The organism is Thalassoglobus neptunius (genome assembly GCF_007859735.1).
Classification (GTDB): domain Bacteria; phylum Planctomycetota; class Planctomycetia; order Planctomycetales; family Planctomycetaceae; genus Thalassoglobus; species Thalassoglobus neptunius.
Window position 1 is genome coordinate 507,664 of the sequence record NZ_SIHI01000001.1, and the last position, 19,325, is coordinate 526,988.

16 protein-coding genes and 1 pseudogene are annotated in these 19,325 nt (G+C 52.8%); 9 read left to right on the forward strand and 8 right to left on the reverse strand.

Going from position 1 to position 19,325, the window contains the following annotated elements:
- Positions 1-51 precede the first annotated feature (51 nt).
- The 7 genes and pseudogenes from KOR42_RS01955 to KOR42_RS01985 all read right to left on the reverse strand — a co-directional run.
- Positions 52-249: pseudogene (locus KOR42_RS01955) on the reverse strand (integrase core domain-containing protein); the annotation flags it as partial.
- A 102-nt stretch (positions 250-351) separates the two neighbouring features.
- A complete protein-coding gene (gene folP / locus KOR42_RS01960) occupies positions 352-1,215 on the reverse strand; it encodes a dihydropteroate synthase (RefSeq protein ID WP_231740588.1) in 864 nt (287 codons plus the stop codon).
- 40 nt (positions 1,216-1,255) lie between these two features.
- Positions 1,256-2,455: a M20/M25/M40 family metallo-hydrolase gene (locus KOR42_RS01965; RefSeq protein ID WP_146506939.1), complete on the reverse strand. Its 1,200-nt coding sequence runs from the start codon at positions 2,453-2,455 to the stop codon at positions 1,256-1,258.
- A gap of 116 nt (positions 2,456-2,571) precedes the next feature.
- Positions 2,572-4,221, reverse strand: a complete 1,650-nt coding sequence (locus KOR42_RS01970) for an MFS transporter (RefSeq protein ID WP_146506940.1) — start codon at positions 4,219-4,221, stop codon at positions 2,572-2,574.
- A 252-nt stretch (positions 4,222-4,473) separates the two neighbouring features.
- Positions 4,474-4,683, reverse strand: a complete 210-nt coding sequence (gene csrA / locus KOR42_RS01975) for a carbon storage regulator CsrA (protein WP_146506941.1) — start codon at positions 4,681-4,683, stop codon at positions 4,474-4,476.
- Between the two features lie 220 nt (positions 4,684-4,903).
- Positions 4,904-6,466 (reverse strand): lysine--tRNA ligase, encoded by a 1,563-nt coding sequence (gene lysS, locus KOR42_RS01980; protein ID WP_146506942.1) that lies wholly within the window; start codon positions 6,464-6,466, stop codon positions 4,904-4,906.
- Between the two features lie 258 nt (positions 6,467-6,724).
- Positions 6,725-7,963, reverse strand: a complete 1,239-nt coding sequence (locus KOR42_RS01985; RefSeq protein WP_146506943.1) for a M16 family metallopeptidase — start codon at positions 7,961-7,963, stop codon at positions 6,725-6,727.
- Positions 7,964-8,423: 460 nt separating this feature from the next.
- On the opposite strand from KOR42_RS01985, the gene KOR42_RS01990 reads away from it, so the two are divergent.
- Positions 8,424-10,055, forward strand: a complete 1,632-nt coding sequence (locus KOR42_RS01990) for a glycine--tRNA ligase (protein ID WP_146509961.1) — start codon at positions 8,424-8,426, stop codon at positions 10,053-10,055.
- An 801-nt stretch (positions 10,056-10,856) separates the two neighbouring features.
- Here the strand turns inward: KOR42_RS01990 and KOR42_RS01995 are convergent.
- Entirely contained in the window at positions 10,857-12,014 is a 1,158-nt protein-coding gene (locus tag KOR42_RS01995) for a glycosyltransferase (protein ID WP_146506944.1), read from the reverse strand.
- Between the two features lie 224 nt (positions 12,015-12,238).
- Here KOR42_RS01995 and KOR42_RS02000 point away from each other — a divergent pair, with 224 nt between their 5' ends.
- The 8 genes from KOR42_RS02000 to murA all read left to right on the forward strand — a co-directional run bounded on the left by KOR42_RS02000 (position 12,239) and on the right by murA (position 19,244).
- Complete coding sequence (locus tag KOR42_RS02000; RefSeq protein ID WP_146506945.1) at positions 12,239-12,979, forward strand: SDR family oxidoreductase; 741 nt, start codon at positions 12,239-12,241, stop codon at positions 12,977-12,979.
- Positions 12,980-13,097: 118 nt separating this feature from the next.
- Positions 13,098-13,472 (forward strand): dihydroneopterin aldolase, encoded by a 375-nt coding sequence (gene folB, locus KOR42_RS02005; protein WP_231740591.1) that lies wholly within the window; start codon positions 13,098-13,100, stop codon positions 13,470-13,472.
- Positions 13,469-14,035, forward strand: a complete 567-nt coding sequence (gene folK, locus KOR42_RS02010; RefSeq protein WP_146506947.1) for a 2-amino-4-hydroxy-6-hydroxymethyldihydropteridine diphosphokinase — start codon at positions 13,469-13,471, stop codon at positions 14,033-14,035. Before folB ends, folK begins: the two co-directional genes overlap by 4 nt.
- Positions 14,036-14,118: 83 nt before the next feature.
- The gene (locus tag KOR42_RS02015) at positions 14,119-14,703 is read left to right on the forward strand and encodes a hypothetical protein (RefSeq protein ID WP_146506948.1); all 585 of its coding nucleotides are present in this window, start codon (positions 14,119-14,121) and stop codon (positions 14,701-14,703) included.
- Between the two features lie 524 nt (positions 14,704-15,227).
- Entirely contained in the window at positions 15,228-15,488 is a 261-nt protein-coding gene (locus KOR42_RS02020) for a type B 50S ribosomal protein L31 (protein WP_146506949.1), read from the forward strand.
- A gap of 340 nt (positions 15,489-15,828) precedes the next feature.
- Positions 15,829-16,893 (forward strand): peptide chain release factor 1, encoded by a 1,065-nt coding sequence (gene prfA / locus KOR42_RS02025; protein ID WP_146506950.1) that lies wholly within the window; start codon positions 15,829-15,831, stop codon positions 16,891-16,893.
- Positions 16,894-17,016: 123 nt separating this feature from the next.
- Positions 17,017-17,922 carry a peptide chain release factor N(5)-glutamine methyltransferase gene (gene prmC / locus KOR42_RS02030; protein ID WP_146506951.1) on the forward strand — a complete coding sequence of 302 codons (906 nt, stop codon included), beginning with the start codon at positions 17,017-17,019 and terminating at the stop codon, positions 17,920-17,922.
- A gap of 5 nt (positions 17,923-17,927) precedes the next feature.
- Entirely contained in the window at positions 17,928-19,244 is a 1,317-nt protein-coding gene (murA, locus tag KOR42_RS02035) for a UDP-N-acetylglucosamine 1-carboxyvinyltransferase (protein ID WP_146506952.1), read from the forward strand.
- The last annotated feature ends 81 nt before the right edge of the window (positions 19,245-19,325 follow it).

Consider the following 19,325-nt stretch of genomic DNA (forward strand, 5'->3'; position numbering starts at 1 on the left):
CTGGAGTGGAGGAGAAGGTGGAGCCGTAGGCGGAACCTTCTCTGGAACGGAAGCACACTGAGTCGAAAATTCGGCAGGCGTCAACCCTCCAAGAGAGCTGTGCGGACGGCGGTGGTTGTAAGTCATCCGCCAGTCCTGAATCAGCTTCTGCAACACCTCAGCCAGCGACTTTCCTGCCGCCAACATCGCTTGCCCCTCCTGCAACAGCTTCACAATCTGCTCAGGCTTACGTCGTCGTCGCTTCGTCATCAAAGTCTCCTCGAACCAAAATCGGTCGGTTGACTCTCATAACATCTGGATCAGAAAATGGGGAGCACGCCACCCCGAGAACATGGAAGTTGTCTCGCTGTCTCAATCGTTCGTTTGCAGCTTCTTCCAGGCGATCAGGGCGTCTTTCACGGAAGCGACGTCATGAACCCGAATGAGTTTGACCGACTGCTGAGCCAACGCGATTGAAACACCGACTGTCCCTGCGAGCCTTTCTTCCAGCTTGCGTCCAATCAGTTTTCCAAGAAAACGCTTTCGCGAATGTCCGATCAAAACAGGTCGTCCCGTGTCGTGAAGTCGACGGATGTTGGTCAGAAGTTCGAGGTTGTGCTCTGCTGTCTTTCCGAATCCAATTCCAGGATCAATGACGATTCTTTCCGGATCAATTCCAGACTGCGAAATCGCATCGACTCTTGCACTCAGGTACTCGGAAACTTCTCGTACCACATCATCATAAACGGGGTCGTCCTGCATTGTCTGAGGCGTGCCCAGCATGTGCATGATAATGACACCGCACTCGGATCGACTCGCAACGTGAATCATCTCGCTGTCGAAGTCGAACCCCGAGACGTCGTTGATAATCTTCGCCCCTGCGTCGAGTGCCACCTTGGCGACGGACGCTTTCATCGTATCGATCGAAATCGGAGCGTTCGTTTGTTTGACCAGCCCTTCGATGACCGGACGGACCCGCAGAATCTCTTCGTCTTCAGAAACAGGACTCGCCCCCGGCCGTGTTGATTCCCCGCCGATGTCGAGGATGTCCGCTCCTTGTTCCACGAGCATCAGTCCATGCTCAATGGCGCGTTCTGGAGCGATCCAGCAGCCTCCGTCGGAGAAGCTGTCGGGAGTCACGTTGACGATTCCCATGATTCCGGGAATCGGCCCGTTCTTCCAGGTGGTCTGATCAAATCGCCACGTGCGCTCGATGGTTGGGTCAGATTGTCTCACAGGAAGGCTTCATCAAAATGGAGGTTCTGAATCTTGAGGCTTAGACTGTGGCTGTTCCGATCGTTAGTCCAATCCGGCATGCATTGAGAAACTGGTCGACAAAAAGCTGTTCTTTAACCGTATGAATTTCACTCTGGCCGCAACCCAGTGTAATCGTGGGAAGTCCGTGGGCATTCATCCAGTTGGCGTCGAGTCCTCCATTGCTGATCCGGGTTTCTGGAGTCAGGCCAATCGACTCAACAGCTCGTTCGGCAATCTTGACGACTTCGGCGTTCGGATCGAGTTGAAACGATTCGTACTTGTGCCGCGTGGTGAATTTGACTCGACCGGATTTCCCGTCGGTATTCATTGTTTCTTTTGCAGACTGTTCGAACGCACGTTGGATCGTTTTGACAATCTTTGAGCGAAATTCGGGATTGTGGCTGCGGGCTTCTGCACTGATTCTCAAGTGATCCATCACGACATTCGTTGCGGCCCCACCTTGAATGATCCCGATATTACTGGTCCCGGATTGCTTTCCCTTTTCGATCAGCCCCAGCCATCCATCGGCAGCGAGGGATTGAATCGCCCGGGCAGCGATGATGGCAGCACTGACGCCGTGTTCGGGGTGGGCACCCGCGTGGCTGGCGATTCCGTGGACCTCGATTTCGATATGATCATCACCGGTCGCTCCGATCACTGCAATTTCCGGCCGTCCACCGTCCCAGTTGAATCCGAGTTCCGGATCCCTCAGCTTCGCCTGGTCGACATACCTGGCTCCGATCAGTCCGACTTCTTCCTGGATTGCGAAGAGAACCGTCAAAGGCGGATGCGGTAAATTGTGTTGCTGGATAAGTCGAATCGTGTTGAGTACGACAGCGGCACCAGCCCGGTTGTCTCCACCGAGTGCAGTCGTTGAGTCCGCTGACCGAATGATGTTGTCTTCGCGAACCGGTTGGGCTCCGACACACAATGGAACTGTATCGATGTGGGCCATCAAGAGTCGGCGAGGCTGATCAAGATTGCCCGGAAGATCGACAATCAGATTTCCGTTTTGCCCCGTGAGATGACTTTGAGTATGTGCTTCGTCGAAAGAAATCTGCGATTCATCGATTCCCGCTTCGTGGAGTTTATCGACGATCAACTGAGCGATCGCAGCTTCCTCTCCACTCTTGCCCGGCACAGCAATCATCTCCAAAACGAGATCAACTGCAGCATCGTCAATGAGTGAAGTCAGTTTGTTGGTGTCACCGGGAGACATTTTCGTTTTCGCTAACCGTCAGACTGGAAATGGATTCTATGTGCCACAATAAAAAGACCCGACGCGAAATGCACGTGTCGGGTCCATGGTCGATTTTTGATGGAATTGAATGGTGCTTATTTGTCGGCAGGACCTTCCACTCCACCAGTGAATTCTTCATCTTTGGCTGCATGCCCAGTAAGGACTTCTGCTTGGTATCCACCCTTCGACTTGAAGTATGCACCAAGGATCAGGTAGCAGACGAGCATGAATGCCGGAAAGACAGCCATCTTGGCGAGTGCATCGAACTGCCCAGCTTTGTCGGCAGCTGCCAGGGCAGCAATGTCTTCCTCGCCGGTGATTTCCTTCTTCTTGTCCGGATCAATCGCTTCGTAGTCGAAGCCCATATAGGACTTCTCAACGAGAACTTCTTCTGCTGTCGCAGGTGAAGTTACTGCGAGTTCAGCACTTGCAGTCTTCTCCTGAAGGGCTCCAATCAGAGGGAATCCGAGAACACCCACTGCGATCATCCCGATTCCCGAAATGGCGTTCAGAGTCAGTGCTCCTCCTTTGGGGCACTGTTCAGCCGTGACCCCGAGCATTGTTGGCCAGAAGAACGTCTTTCCAATTCCATAGAGCGTTGCCGCGACAAAGATGACAGCGATTCCTGAACTTCCCGTTCGTGACAGGGCAAGCAGTCCAGCGATCGCGAGGATCGAACTCAGGATAAGGAGTCCGATTGGTGACAGTTTATGGACGATTGGACCTGCGAAGAATCGAAGCACCATCATGATCGCTGATGTGTAGACGAGAACCCAACCGGGGTTGTAACCGGCAGCCTCCATCGGCTTTTCCATCAGGCCGCTGATCCAGCCATCTGTTCCAATTTCCGTGGTTGCCAAAGGCATCATAATGACAATCAGAAACGCCAGAATCCCTCTTCCGAAGCTTTGAGTATACGCACCAAACGCAACGGCAACGATCGCAGCGAGGACACCGGATACGCTTAGAGGCCATCCAAAGACTTCACCGAGTTGCATGAAGATTAAACCGAAGCCAACAAACGCCCCGAACGCCCCAAATTCAGCCAGCATTTCACGATAGCTGACCCCAGCTTGCTCACGCTCGCTGACAGGAAACTTCGCATTGAAAAGCATGATGAAATAGATGACAGCTGGGATTGCAATCGTTCCGAGGACGAGACGCCAATCACCCGTTTTCGCGGTGTCAGCCATTGCAATTGTAATGATACCTGCGACGACGAGACCTCCCGGCCACCCCGCATGCAGAATGTTCAACCACTTGGTTTTTTCCTTGCTGAACATTGTCGCAACGATCGGGTTAATGAACGCTTCAACAGTTCCGTTGCCGAGGGCGAGAATGATACTTCCAAGGTAAAGAAGATTGTGGCCCCGGTCCTGAGCTGCAGCGAGTTCTTCACCGGACACGCCTTGAATTGCTCCATAGGCCATGCACGCGAGAACGAGATAAATCGCATAGCAAACGAATGAGAAAATCATTGCAACGCGATAACCGATTCGGTCAATTACAAGACTGAACAAGATAATCGAAATCGCGAATGGCCAGACACCAGCTCCTTTGAGGGCACCGATCGCGACTTTCTCAAGCCCAAAATCACTCTCGAATCGAACATCGCAGAGATACATTCGACTGAAGAATGCGAATGCTGTGGTAATCAGCGCGATGAAACAGCCCCAGAACATGATCATATCGCCAGTGGAATGCGATGTCTGAGGCGCGCTTGGCGCTTCTTGCGCGTTGTTCATCAATATGCTCTCCGGTGGAACTTCTTATGAGAAAATGCCGAGACGGCTGGAAGCCGAATTCGGAGGTGATCCTAGCTATTCCTGAATCCGAAATCCAGAAACATTGATGTATCTGTCGCAAGTTCGGAACGAGAAATCTTGGTCAGCGCAACAAAAAAAGCCGCTTAAGAAGCGGCGTTTGAAAAATGAGAAGTGAGACTTCAGTATCTATTCGCGCAATGGGTTCACTGGCTGGGAGTCTTCGATCTTTCGTCAGACCTGATCTGGAACCGGGACATCGTCGCCGGAGTTGGATTCGTTCAGCTTCATGAGAGCTTCGTAGACTTCGCTCCGATGGATTGGAACTTCGCGCGGAGCCTGTATCCCAAGCCGAACCTTGTCACCACGGATTTCGACCACAGTGATCACGATGTTCTCGTCGATGACGATACTCTCGTTCTTCTTCCGAGAGAGAACCAACATAGTAAGACGCCTCACTGAGTCGTTTCGGTGAGAAGAGAACCTTGACGAATGATTGTCTTGAAACTGTTCCACGTTGAACAATCTCACTTTTCTCGCTTGACATGGTAGACGGGAATCTCTAGCTGGTCAACAACTTGATCGGCAAAATCTGCCGATTTCATTCCAACTGTTGGAGTTACGTCAAGTGACACGCGGACGAAGTTGAGACGTTCCTGGAATTTTATTTCGTTTCCTTGGGTGTATCCTCTTTGCTGGCAACAGTTTCCGGTCGAAGTAGTGGGAGGAAAATGATGTCGCGGATGCTGTGGCTGTTTGTCAGCAGCATCACAAGCCGATCGATCCCAATTCCCAGTCCGCCCGCCGGTGGCATCCCCACTTTGAGTGCAGAAATGAAATCGTGATCCATCTTCGCCATCGAGTCTTCCTCCGGGAGACCTTCGAGTTGAGTGAGGAACAGCTGTTCTTGAAGCTTCGGATCATTGAGTTCTGTGTACGCATTCGCGAGTTCCATTCCGTGAACGAAGAGTTCGAAACGCTCGGCAATTTGCGGATCGCTTTGCTTGCGTTTGGTCAGCGGACAGATTGAGGCAGGGTAGTCCATCACGAAAACTGGCCCCTCAAGGGCGTCTTCAACGCACGCTTCGAAGACTTCGCTGACAATCACGTCGGGATGAATGTGTCCGGATTCCATTTGAGCGAGGAATTCGGGTTTGATCGCTCCTTGAGCGCCGAGTTCCTGCGCTTTCTTTCGAACGGCATCTCCATCGGTCATTGAGCATCCGGCGTGCTGCTCGAAGAGTTCGGCGTACGTCTTACGCTGGAACGGAGGAGTGAAGTTGATTGTCTTGTCACCCCAGGGAAGAACCAGCCGTTCGTTTTCAACGTCCTTGCCTGAGGCTTTCAGGACGACTCGCGCAGCATCGGAGATGATGGCTTCGGTGAGGTCCATCATCGATTCGTAATTCCCGTACGCCTGATAGATCTCGATCATCGTGAATTCGGGATTGTGTGTCGCGTCGATTCCCTCATTTCGGAAGACACGACCAATCTCGTAAACACGTTCGATGCCGCCGACCATCAATCGCTTTAAGTGAAGCTCCAGTGCAATCCGGAGGTACAGATCAATGTCGAGGGCATTGTGATGAGTCGTGAATGGACGTGCGGCCGCTCCCCCGGCGATGGCGTGCAGAACTGGTGTTTCGACTTCGGTGAACTGCTGTTGTCCAAGGGTCGAACGCACTGAGTTGATAATCTGACTCCTCAGCACAAGTTTGTCTCGAACTCCTTCTGTGTAGATGAGGTCGAGTTCTCGATGGCGGAGCAGGGTTTCAACATCTGTCACTCCATGGTGTTTTTCGGGAGGCTGAGCGAGCGATTTGCAGAGCACTGTTAGCTCTTCAACCCAGATCGAAATCTCTCCGGAGTCGGTTCGGCGCATCGATCCGTCGATCCCAATGAGATCTCCCAGATCGAGTTGCCCCATCAGTTCCCATTGTTCGGGAGACAAGTCTCCGCGCGAGAAGAGGAGTTGAATCTTCCCCGTTGCATCTTTGATGTCGAAGAACCGCAGCTTTCCTGCTTTTCGTCTCAGAACAATCCTGCCAGCGACGCGCACCTTCTCTCCGTTGACGCCGCTTTCCTCGGGGCATTCCTCTCGAGCCGAACTGATCGAAATGTGTCCGTCAAAACGCTGGCCAAATGGGTCGTGACCGAGTTCGACGATCTTGTTGAGTTTTTCGAGTCGGGCTTTTTCGAAACGATCGATCTTTTTTGGGTTCGCCATGAGTTTGACTTTTGTTTCGTTGAGTGAAGTACGCAGGACCCGATCAAGTGAGATTCGGTTCGCCCTGAACAGGACTTCAAGTTTCCTATGAGTCTTGTAATGGAAGCTGTTTTGAACTGATCAAATATTCAATGTTGGCTCGGGCTCTGTTGTGCGTGAGGCAGATCATTGATGCCACTGGCAGGTTTTCGTTGAACTCTGCTTCGATGAATGCTGCGTTTGCTTTTGGAAGCCGATTCAAACAGTAAGAAAGATGTTCTAGCTGTTGAGTTGCAACGGTTTGGCTCCGATTGTGAGGAGAGTCGGATCTTCCATCGGATGCTTCTTCAGAAAGTCCTGGATCTGCTCAACGGTGATCGCTTCGACTTCTGAGTGAATTTCTTCCAGCGTTTTCACACGATGGAGATGAAACCAGTCTCTCGCGATCGAAGATGCCCGGGCACCGGTCGATTCCTGCTGCATAATGAGGGCGCTCTTGGCTCGTGCCTTACATCGGCGTAGCTCAGCGTCTTCGATGCCTTCACCGAGTTTGCGAATCTCTGTCATCATGACGTCCAGAGTTTCTTGTGCGCGTTCGGTTGTCGTTCCGGCGTATGCGAGAATTCGACCTTCTGTCAGAAGACTGTTGAGCGTGGCGTACACGGAATAGCAAAGTCCGCGTTTTTCTCGCACTTCGGTAAACAGTCGGGAGCTGCTTCCTCCACTGAGGATGCTGACCGCAGCCCAGGCTGTCAGATAATCGGGGCTTCCGTACTGAACACCGGGAAAGGCCAATCCGATATGAGTCTGTGTCGATTCGTGATCGATATGATGGATTCCGTTCGCGGCGGGAGTCACTTCAAACTGTGGCTCAGGAAGCGGTTGCCAGTCACCGAAGCAGGTTTCGATCGTTTCTCGAATTAGAGCAGGATCAACATTTCCGGCAACACCGATCAATGCTCCATTTGGGCGGACCTTTTGTCCGACATGGGAAACGAGATCGTCGTAGGTCAGTGACCGGATATCTTCCAGAGTTCCATCGCTGGGACGTCCCCAAGGGGCGTCGTAGCAGAGTTTGCGGAGTTCGACGAAGACCTTTCGCTGCGGGTCATCTTCAATGGCGAGCAAACTCTGAAGAGTCCCGTTGATCATCGCCGGGAATTGATCTTCTGGCAGCAGAGGCTCTCGAAGAATCTTCGCGTAGATCGGAATCGCCTCCGCGACATTCTCAGCCAGCGCGGCACCTGAGAACGAGAGGAAATTCCACCCGGCACTGTCGTTTCCCTGAACCCCTAGCGAATCGAGGGCTGCAGTGATCTCGCGACTGGAACGTCCGCCAGCCCCACGGGTCATCAGATCCAGAGCGGCAGCTGCGGTTCCGTTTTTGCCGTTCGGTTCGTAAGCCACTCCAGCAGGTGTCATCAACGTAAAGGCCGCTGATTGCACGTGTTTCATCTGCTCGATGAGAAGCGTGAGGCCGTTTTCCAGTTGGTGAACCTGAATTGATTGTTTGTGCATTGATTTCGAAAAGTGTTGAGGACTCACGTGCTCGCGTCTGTCAGAGTTCTCGTCTGTGGAAGCGACGGATGAACAATTCAGCGAGCGAATGGCGAAGTGTAGGCGACAGATCGCAGAAATTCGAATGGTCCAGCGAGTTGATGGCGAACGAATTCGAGTATTTTCTGTTTAGACGTGCACTCGCTCGCACGAGCAAACTCAGCCTTTGACCTGATGAAAAAGTTCAAGCGAGTGCGCAGGAAAGAGCAACTTGCTCTGGAATTCTGTTCGGTCAGTCTCGCGAGCTGAGATCGCAGTTGGCTGCGGTCATCAATTGTTCGTTGTCTCAACCTCGTTCCGGATCACACTGGACCGCACCTTCACTCCGTCCCTACACTTCGGGTTGATCCTCAAAATACTTGTGCCCTTTTTCTGTTCAGGAAGTTCGCGGATGATGTCGCAGTCAGATCGGTCTGAGTTGATGGACAAGGTTGTTTCGCTTTGTAAGCGACGCGGTTTCATCTTTCAGGATTCGGAAATCTACGGAGGCCAAAACGGATTTTGGGACTACGGACCACTCGGGACGGAACTCAAAAGAAACGTTCGAGAATCCTGGTGGCACGATATGGTCTCCGGGCACGATCCCATCGATGCACCGGAAGGAGCCCCGCAAGCATTTCAAATGGTCGGTGTGGAAACGACGATCATTATGAATCCGCAAGTCTGGAAATGTAGCGGCCATTACGATTTGTTTGTCGACAAAATGGTCGACTGCAAGGAAGCCAAGAAGCGCTATCGTCACGATCATGTGAACGGACGCTGGGTGACATCAAAGCGAAAAGCAGACGGAGACGCCGCTGAACCGAAGCGAGTTTTCGTGACCGCGGTCGGTGAAGAAGCGGAAATTCAAGACCGTGCGCTGAGCTACTTCGGTCTGAAAAAGAAGTACGTCGATCGTCTTGAGTGGGAAGGAGACATTCAAAGTCTGACAGAGATCCCTGTCGACGATTACTCGAGTGTCGTCGGCCCCGACGCTTCAGAAGCGGGAACGCTGACTGCTCCGCGTGATTTTAATCTGATGTTCCGCACGATTATCGGAGCACTCGGAACCGATGACGATGCGGCATTCCTCCGACCGGAAACCGCTCAGGGGATTTTTGTCAACTTTAAGAACGTCGTCGACTCCAGCCGAGTGAAGTTGCCGCTAGGAATTTGTCAGATCGGAAAGAGTTTCCGAAACGAGATCACTCCTCGGAACTTTACGTTTCGATCTCGAGAATTCGAGCAAATGGAGATCGAGTTCTTCTGCCATCCGGATCAGTCGCAGGAGTGGTACACGTATTGGCGAAATCGTCGTTTCGCGTGGTACACAAGCCTCGGAATTCAAAGCGAGAACCTGATCCTTCGAGAACATCACAAGGAGGAACTGGCGCACTATTCCGTCGGAACGGCGGATATCGAGTATGCGTTCCCATTTCTTCCGGAAGGAGATTATGGCGAACTCGAAGGAGTCGCCCATCGCGGAGACTTCGATCTTCGATCGCATATGGAAGGCAAGCTCAAAGCGACCGATGAGGGAACGCTTGAAGTGGAACTGAATGAACATGGTCAGCCGAAGTATCGTGGATCCGGAAAAGATCTGACGTACTTCGACGATCAGATTCGCGAGCGATTTATTCCTCACGTGATCGAACCGTCAGCCGGTGCCGACCGCGCTACCTTGGCGTTTCTCTGCGAAGCATACTTCGAGGACAAGCAGCCCGACGAAAAAGGAAAAATGCAAAGCCGCGTCGTGATGCGTTTTCATCCGCGTTTGGCTCCGATCAAGGCAGCTGTCTTTCCGCTCGTCAAAAAGGATGGTCAGCCGGAGAAGGCCAAAGAGATTTACCGAGCCCTCAAAGCCGCCGGAATTGCAGCCACATACGATGAACAGGCAGCGATTGGACGTCGATATCGTCGGCAGGATGAAATCGGCACTCCCTGGTGTTTGACTGTCGATGGAGAAACTCTCGAGAACGGCACGGTCACAATTCGAGATCGGGATTCGCTGGAGCAGACGCGAATTTCCGTCGACGACGTTGTTGACGAGATTTCAAAGCGTCTTCGAGCGTAGCGGTTTTCTTGCGGCGTTTCGTTCTGTCGCAAGAATCATCGAGTGAATTTCGAGATGGTTTTCGCGACGCGACGTCCGCTTGTTGTTACCCGAAGTGTTGTTGCTACCCGCAGCATTGTGGGTCAAGAAAAGACCATTCGCCCCGTGTTGAATCCATTCTTCACACTCGGGGCGAATGGGGTTGTGGCCGGAGGAAGGATAGACCCAGCCACAATTCTTAAACAGCCGATCCTGGCTGTATATCCGCGAGCCCAGTAGCAAGCGGAAATTCAATCGTCACTTCAGTCGTTGAAGTAACGGCGTATTCGTGAAGCGACCGATCGATGCTCGATTCGTGCGTCGGAGGTCAACCAGAAATCGGGTTGAAGGATCCGGAGTCGAGACGACAGTGTACGTTTGAGTAGTGATGGTTGCGCATGGCCTGACGACCACAATGATGAATCGGAAACTTGAGAAGGAGGAGGGCTCTGTCTCGGGAAACCGACACAGAGGCAATGCGGATGTGCTCCATGACCTTGGCTCATCGACTTCGGCAATGGGAAAGCGAGCTTCCGTGCCGTGTCAGTCACCAGTGTCTGAAGTGTCAAGGTATGTGGAAACATTCCGATCACCAAGGCTGAATTTGCATTCATCACCTTCAACGAGTCCCCACATCGACCAAGATTATTCAGGGAGAGAATTTCGTCAAGCACAGTCGGGCGCAAAATCGTTCTGAGGCTGTTGATGAACGACGCAGGTTCCACGGACTGTAGGGATTGAGTCTTTCTCCTTTTTTGAGAATCATATTGATGGCGCGAGCAGTCAACGCGGTTCGTTGAACATTTGATCAGAAAGCAGACGTCCATAAAGTTGCTCGTACAATGACGCTGTTCGCTTCCACGTAAAGTTTTTTCGCACAAGATTTTGCGCGTTCGATCCAAGCTGTCGACCCAGTTCGGGATCAGTCAGGATCTGAAGGCAGGCCCCGGCGATCTCCGGAGCTGCTCCGATCGGCACCAGAATACCAGTCAGGTTCGATTCGATTACGTCCGGGACCCCTTCAACCTCAGTCGCCACCACCGGCAGGCCGCACTCCATGGCCTGAAGGACGACGTTCGGCATTCCCTCCCACAACGAAGAGAGGACAAAGAGGTCGGCCTGCTGCATGAGGGTTGTCAGATCGGAACGAAACCCCGCAAGAGTGACGGAACCGTCGAGCTTCAGGTGTCGGATTTGCGCTTCGAGTTCCTGCCGTTGAGGGCCTTCCCCGGCAATGATGAGATGAACGTCGGAGTGCGTTTCTCGAACGGTTCGGAATGCCTCCAGGAGATCCGGAAAGCCTTTCTGCGGGTGCAGCCGACCAGCCGCAAGAACGATTGGCGCCTCCGGTGCAATTCCGAATTCTTCGCGGATCGAATGAGTCGGTGTCGATGGAGCGATTTCGGTGACGCCGTTGGGAATCACTGTGACCTCATGAGGATTCAGAGAGAGCTCCTGTGTCACGAAGTCCGCGACTCCCCGGCTGACACAAACGTGATGATGGACCCATCGTCGAGTCAGGCGGTCTACTCTCAAGTGCCAGTGACGTCCCCGCTCAGCTACGCGGTGGCCTGCTATTCGGGCCGGGATTCTGGCGCGTGCTCCAGCGAGCCGGCTGGCAATGTTTCCGTGAAAAAGAAAGCCTTGAATGATGTCCGGCCGGAACTCTTTCAAATCTTTTGTCAGCCACGGAATGATCGTGAGATCAAAGCGGCGTGAACGTGTTCGGCATTTCACGTCGATGCCGAGTCGTTCGAACTCCTCGACAAGTTCTCCCCGTTCGCTGAGGCAATAGACGCGCGGCGTCCATCGAGTTTTATCGAGTCTCGTCACCAATTCCAACAGAGCTCTCTCAGCGCCGCCGTTGTCCAGATCGGTAATGCAGAATGCAATTTTCCGAGGCGGAGTCATCTCAGTCGGAGCGGAAGAGGGTTCTTGCATCGAGTTCAAATTGCCTGTCGGGACAGCGGGCCGTTAGTCCATGCGATTAAAGTCGTCGGCTGTTTCGAAAACGTGACGGCTCGCAGAATCAACGATTCCTTCTAGAATTGATCGACTCGTTGTGTGAGTGTCGTCCCGAAGGATTCTTCGGGCAAAGTGATTCAGTAGTTGCTGCGGTTGTACAGCGTGCCTTTTAAGACTGGGGCTATTGAGACTGGGAAACAATGATTCTGTCAGGCAGAAATGCGATTGTCACGGGCGGCGCGGTTCGAATCGGTCGAGAAATCGGACGTTCACTCGCGAAGTCTGGTGTGAATGTCTGCGTTCACTACGGAACTTCCGAAGATGAAGCTCAGGCAGCGGTCGATGAATTCACGAGTCTCGGTGTTCAGTCAATGAAGGTCTCGGCTGACCTTGGGCATCCAGTCGATGCTTCCCGAGCAATTTTTTCGGCAGCGCGATCAGCCCTTGGAGAAATTACTCTGCTCGTGAATTGCGCAGCAATTTTCGAGCCGGGCAGTCTCGCGTCGACAACTCTTCATGCATGGGAACGGCACTCGAGCATCAACCTCATGGCTCCGTTCTTTCTCACTCAGGAGCTTGTGAACAATTTGAAAAACGAAACAGCTGCGGTTGTGAATCTTATCGATTGGCGTGGAACGACTCCGGTCGCTGGTCATTGTGCCTACACGATGTCCAAGGCCGGACTGGCGGCGCAGACGAAAATTCTGGCTCAGGAACTTGGGCCATCAGTCAGAGTCAACGGAGTGGCACCGGGGGCGATTCTGCCTGCTCCGGGGGAATCGCAAAGTGAGTTTGAAGCAAAGGCCAAGCTGAATCCCCTCAATCAAACAGGGGGGCCGGAGATGATTGCCGAAGCTGTTGTGTTCTTGCTGGGCTCCGACTTTATCACTGGAGAAATCCTGCATGTGACCGGAGGGCAACAACTCACGGTTTCAAATTGAGTCACCGAAATCGAGAATCTGGCATTCTGGGGATGCCGTCGCTTGAGATGCGGTCAAAATACGGAAGTTCCGAAGGAACAGTGAGGAAGTTTCCTCCCATTGCGTTCGAGATAGGTGGATGATGGCGGATTACATTGAGATTAAAGACTTGCTCGTGCGCACGATTATCGGTGTGAATGCCGAAGAACGGGAGAAGCGTCAGGACGTTCTCATCAATCTGAAATTTGAAGTCGATCTCCGGGCTGCGGGCGAGTCAGACAGCATGAACGATGCTGTGAACTACAAGACGATTTGCAAACAGGTTTTGCAGTTCACCGAGGCGTCCAGTTTTCTACTGGTTGAAAAACTCGCGGCTGAAATCGCTTGGATCTGTTTGTCGGATTCCCGAGTGGAGCGAGTCTGGGTGACTGTCGAAAAGCCGGGGGCACTCCGTTTCTCTCGATCCGTTGGAGTCACCATCGAGCGGACTCAAAAGGATCGAGCAAGCCGATGAGCGATCTCCCGGACGGCCCCTCCACTCATCGCGTTTTCGTAACCCTGGGGTCCAACATTAACCCACAGAAAAACTTGCCCGCTGCGGTTCAGCAGTTGAGCGAATTCGTGAATCTGTTGAGAGTCTCTTCTGTCTGGATTTCTTCACCGGTCGGATTTCTCGATCAGCCCGAGTTCGCAAATGCGGCGGTTCTGGTCGAAACAAACCTGTCTCCTCGGGACTTTAAGTTCCAGGTGCTTCGTGAGATTGAATCAAACCTTGGGAGAGTTCGAGATCCGTCGAACAAGAACGGACCACGGACTATCGATCTGGACATTGCCTTCTTCGGAAACTCTGTCATCTGCGAAGAAGGGTTGGTGATCCCGGATCAGGAGATCTCCGAGCTTCCGTTTCTGTCGCGTCCGCTTTGTGAGCTTGATCCGGAGTTCGTGCATCCTCAGCTGAACATCCGTCTTCGGGATCTTGATGAACAGGTCGCGGGGCAGGGCGATCTCAAACGCAGCGACAGCATTGATCTTCTGGACGGCGGGAATTCCTCTCTCGTCAAAAGAAATGAGAAGTGAATTGAAAACTGAATGTTGGATGCACAGAATTGGATTGAAGTGAGAAGACATTCCTCGTTTTGAATCTGCTGTTGAGAAAAACAATGAGAGCTCTCCATATTTGTCTCGGACTCCTGTGTGTGCCGATCTTCCAGTTGTCCAGTTCGTTGGTCTCTGCCGATGAACCTGCCGCTGGCGAAAAAACGGTTGAAGTGAAGGCACAGGATCTGAAGCTGACCGTTCCCGCCTCGTGGAAAAAACAGCAACCTTCCAACAATTTGCGTCTTCTGCAGTTCGAAATCCCTTCCGCTGAAGAAGGGAAAGACTCCATCGAATTCGTGGTGTTTCCTCCATTCGGAGGATCGGTCAGCGACAATGTTCGGCGATGGATCGACCAGTTCGAGTCCGGAGATCGGAAAGTCACGACCGTTCAGGGAGAATCGCCCCAAGGGAAATACGTTCTTGTGGACCTGTCCGGAACCTACAAGAAGCCGGACGGACCACCCATTTTGCGTCGAACGACACCGACCCCGGATTACCGAATGGTTGCCGTGATGCTGGCTTCGAAATCGGGCGGAAATTACTTCCTGAAGATGGTGGGACCGTCAGAATCGGTCTCGAATCAGATCGAAGCGTTTCGCAAGTCTTACGGGGCAGATAAGGCGTCCGAAGCACCGTACGCACTATAATTTCTCGCAACGAATATTGAAGATTCTTGTAAGTCTCTTCGGTGTATTGACTTATGTGTGATCTCGTCAGTCGCAGGCACGATTGCCGAGCGACACCGAATGAGGTATCATTCGCGATTCGTGACTCACTCTGGAAAACGGAATGGTGAGGCACGGAGATTCCGCTCGGCCGGTCGTTCATCTTTCTGCCGAAAGTGTTGAACCGGGACTGCGGATCAAACGCAAATTGAATCACGATCATTTTGAATCACCACCATTGGTGACAGCCTGCGGGTGAGAGAAGAGTTCTCTTTCTCGTTTTGCGGCCCTCTGCTTGAGGTGTTCGTTCGGGCAACACCGCTTGAGTGGCAGATGAGAGATTCAATCCGATCGTGAATGATCAGACATAACGAAGCGATCGAGCATAACGATTAGTGCAGCGATGCGTTCGGTGGACTGGAATTCGGCAATCGCCACGGTGATTTGTTGATCGACACTGAACCAAATCGTGCGTGACATTCAACTCAAGAAGTGATGACAAGGCAATGAAAGACGGCATTCACCCAGACTATCATCCCGTCGTGTTCCATGATGTCGGGGCGGACTTCAAATTCCTGACTCGGTCAACCATGTCGTCCAAAGAGACGATCAAGTGGGAAGACGGAAATGAGTATCCTCTGGTCACAGTGGATATCAGTGCTGCATCGCACCCTTTCTACACCGGAAAAATGAAGTACGTCGACTCTGCAGGTCGCGTCGAGAAGTTCCAGAAGAAATATGGCTGGGGCAAGAAGTCGGCCGAGTAACAATTGAGTTCGATGATCTCTCAGGACGCAACCGGATTCCGGAGGCGTCCTCTTTTGTTCTCCGTCGATTTATTTTCCCGTTGCTGGTTTCGAGACATTATGACCTGGACCGATCTCCCCTTTCTTTAGAGCATCTTCATCTCTGGTTTGCAGCAATTGGCTGGGCAAATACAGGGTTCATCGAGCGAAACGGGTTGGAAAATATCCGTCCGTTGGGACATCATCGGGAGATGCTCACCCGCTGGTAAGAACTTCCCGGAGACGCTCAACCTTCTTGGAAGTGATCATTTCGGTGCCGCAACGACGTTGGTAGACAACAGCAGGATTGAAGGAGAACGTCATGTTTCCAAGTCTGGAAACGAAGCTTGAAAGATTCCAGGAGCTTGAAAAGCAACTGATGGATCCGGAGGTTCTCGGAAAACCTTCGTTGATGGTCGAGATTCAGCGAGAATACGGCGGATTGAAAAAAGTGGCCGACGCGGTGCTTGAACATCGCCGATTGAAGGCCGAAATTCTCGCAGCTGAAGAAATGCTCGAGGTCGAGACGGATCGCGAGTCTCGCGAATACGCTCAAGCAGAACTCAACGAGCTGCAAGGAAGTTTGGACCAGCTGGAACAACGCCTCGAAGAAATCGTCGTCGCTGGTGACGCGATTACCCGTGGCGGGTTGATCATGGAGATCCGGGCTGGAACAGGTGGAGAAGAAGCAGCCCTGTTTGCGAACGACCTGTTTCAGATGTACTCGAGGTATGTTGAAGTTCAGGGATGGAAGCTTGAACTCATCGAAGCGAGTCATTCAGACATGGGCGGCTTTAAGGAAATCGTCTTTTCGATCTCAGGCGAAGGGGCCTTCCACCAACTCCAGTTCGAAAGTGGAGGACACCGCGTTCAGCGAGTTCCCGAAACTGAAACTCAAGGGCGAATTCACACAAGTGCAGCAACAGTGGCTGTGTTGCCGGAAGTTTCTGAAGTCGAGTTGGAGATCAACGACGATGAACTTCAGATCGACACGATGCGTGCTGGTGGTCCCGGCGGTCAAAAGGTCAATAAGACGGAAAGTGCCGTCCGAATTACGCACCTTCCCACCGGAATTGTTGTGAAGTGCCAGGACGAAAAGAGTCAGCACAAGAATAAGGCCAAGGCCATGCGCGTCCTGCGTGGTCGTATTCTCGAAGAGAAAGAGCGACAGGCCAACGCGGAGCGTGCTGAAGAACGACGAACTCTCATTGGAACTGGCGACCGAAGCTCCCGGATTCGAACGTACAACTTTCCTGATGGGCGATGTACGGATCACCGAATCGGACTCACGCTCTACAAGCTCGATCAGATTATGCAGGGGAACCTGACGGAGTTGATCGAAGCAATGCTGGAATTCGATCGGCAGGAAAAACTCAAGAAGAAGTGATCGTTCTTCCGTCTCAGGCGACGATCGCTTCCAGAGAGTCAGAGTGGCTGTTCGACGTGCGAGTTGGGATTCGCGAGGATGAGATCGGAAAGATCGTGATACGGGTCATGGAGGAGGAGGGTTGTGGCGGAAACTGAATCGACGGCTGGCACGGATGGAGATGTCTGGACGGTCAGACGAATCCTCGAATGGACTATTCCGTACCTCCGTGAACGGGGAAGCACTCATCCCCGGCTTGATGCAGAAATCCTTCTTGCTCATGCGAAGCAGTGTCCCCGCATTCAACTCTACACTCAGTATGACAAACCGCTGACTGAAGCTGAGCGAACACTCATGCGGTCACTGGTGAAACGTCGCGCCACTGCTGAACCGGTTGCCTATCTCGTCAATCATCGGGAGTTCTTCAGCCTCGATTTCGAGGTGAATCGTCACGTCTTCATTCCGCGTCCGGATACGGAAACACTGGTCGTCACAGCCCTGGAAGTTCTGAAACCGCTTGCCTCTGCAAAAGTGCTCGAATTGTGCACCGGCAGCGCCTGTGTTTCAGTTGCGATTGCAAAGAATCATCCCGGCACGAAAGTGACGACCGTTGAGCTGAACGCCGACACGGCGGAAGTGGCTGCCCGCAACATTGGGAAGCATCACGTTGAAGAGAGAGTCGAACTTCTTCAGGGAGATCTCTTCGAACCTCTTCGTGAAGGAGAACGATTCAATTTGATCGTGAGCAATCCGCCCTACATCCCGACGGCGGAAATCGAAACTCTTGAGCCTGACGTTCGAGATCACGAACCGCGTATGGCACTCGATGGGGGTGCGGATGGGCTCGATTTGATTCGAAAAATCATTCACCGTGCGCCCGATTTTCTGGTTCCGGACGGATGGCTGATGATGGAGCTTGATTCAAGTCAGGCAGAGAATGCGTGCGCGTTGCTTCGGCAGCGAGGATTTCAGCAGGTCGAAGCCATGGCTGATCTGTCCCACAATCTGCGAATCGTGGTAGGATGCCGTTCCGGTTCGACAGGAGCGTAAACGACATGGATGTTCTCAGAATTCGCGGCGGGGTTCCCTTGTCTGGAGTGGTCTCCGCAAGTGGCTCGAAGAATGCGGCTCTTCCGATCATGGCCAGTTGCCTGCTGGCCCACGGGCGCACACAACTCGAGCGGGTCCCCGATCTCGTCGATGTCCACACGCTCAGACAGCTATTGACCGATATAGGCTGTCATATCGAGTCGCATCAAGACGGTGTTCTGTCGATTGAAGTCGCGGAAGAGTCATCATCCGAAGCAGAGTATGAACTGGTTCGGAAAATGAGAGCGAGCGTTTGTGTTTTGGGTCCGTTGCTTGCGAAACGAGGATTCGCCCGGGTCTCGCTGCCTGGGGGGTGTCAGATTGGACATCGCCCGATTGATCTTCATCTTCAAGGACTCTCTGCACTCGGTGCAGATATTGAAATCCGCAATGGAAGTGTCGTTGCTTCCGCGACGCAACTGCGAGGGGCGCGCGTGACGATGAGCGGAGCCTTCGGGAGTTCCGTGACCGGGACCTGCAATGTGATGAGCGCAGCGACTCTCGCTCGAGGCACAACCGTCATCGATGCGGCTGCTCAGGAACCTGAAGTGGTGGCGTTGGCAGAATTCTTGAATGCGATGGGCGCAAAGATCGAAGGGGCTGGAACGGAAACGATCGAAATTCAAGGAGTGGAGGCTCTCGAAGGGACGACGTTCACCATCATCCCAGATCGCATCGAGGCAGCGACTTTGCTCATTGCCGGAGCGATCACTCGGGGCAGTCTCACCGTCAATGAATTGTGTCTTGCGCACCTTGAAGCAGTTCTCGAATTGCTCAGCGATATCGGTGTGTGTGTCGAAACGTCGGGGAATGATGCTGTTCGAGTGGAAGCGGGGAAGAATTCATTTCGACCGCTCCGTGTGTCAGCTGTCCCGTATCCTGGAGTGCCGACCGATGTTCAGGCTCAGTTGATGGCCTTCCTCTCGACGATCCGTGGTCAGAGTTCCATCCGGGATCAAGTTTTTCCGGACCGTTTTATCCACTGCGCCGAATTGAATCGAATGGGAGCCAGTATTCAGCAATTCGGGAACCGAGCTGTGATTCGCGGAGTCGACCGGTTGCAGGGAGCGCACGTGATGGCGAGCGACCTTCGGGCAAGCGCAGCTTTGGTTCTCGCTGGTTTAGTTGCTCAGGGCGAAACAGTCGTCCGGCGGATTTATCATCTGGATCGCGGATACGAAGCCCTTGAGCGAAAACTCCGTTGTGTCGGGGCTGACATCGAGCGAATGGATGCCGCAGACTGTTTGAACCCGCCACAAACGGAATTGCGATACACTGCCTGATGCTGGCAGCGCGTCAATTCAGTATCATCATCATGTCTTTTATGGTGTTCGTGAGTTGTCGGACAGCCCGTTTGCAGCATC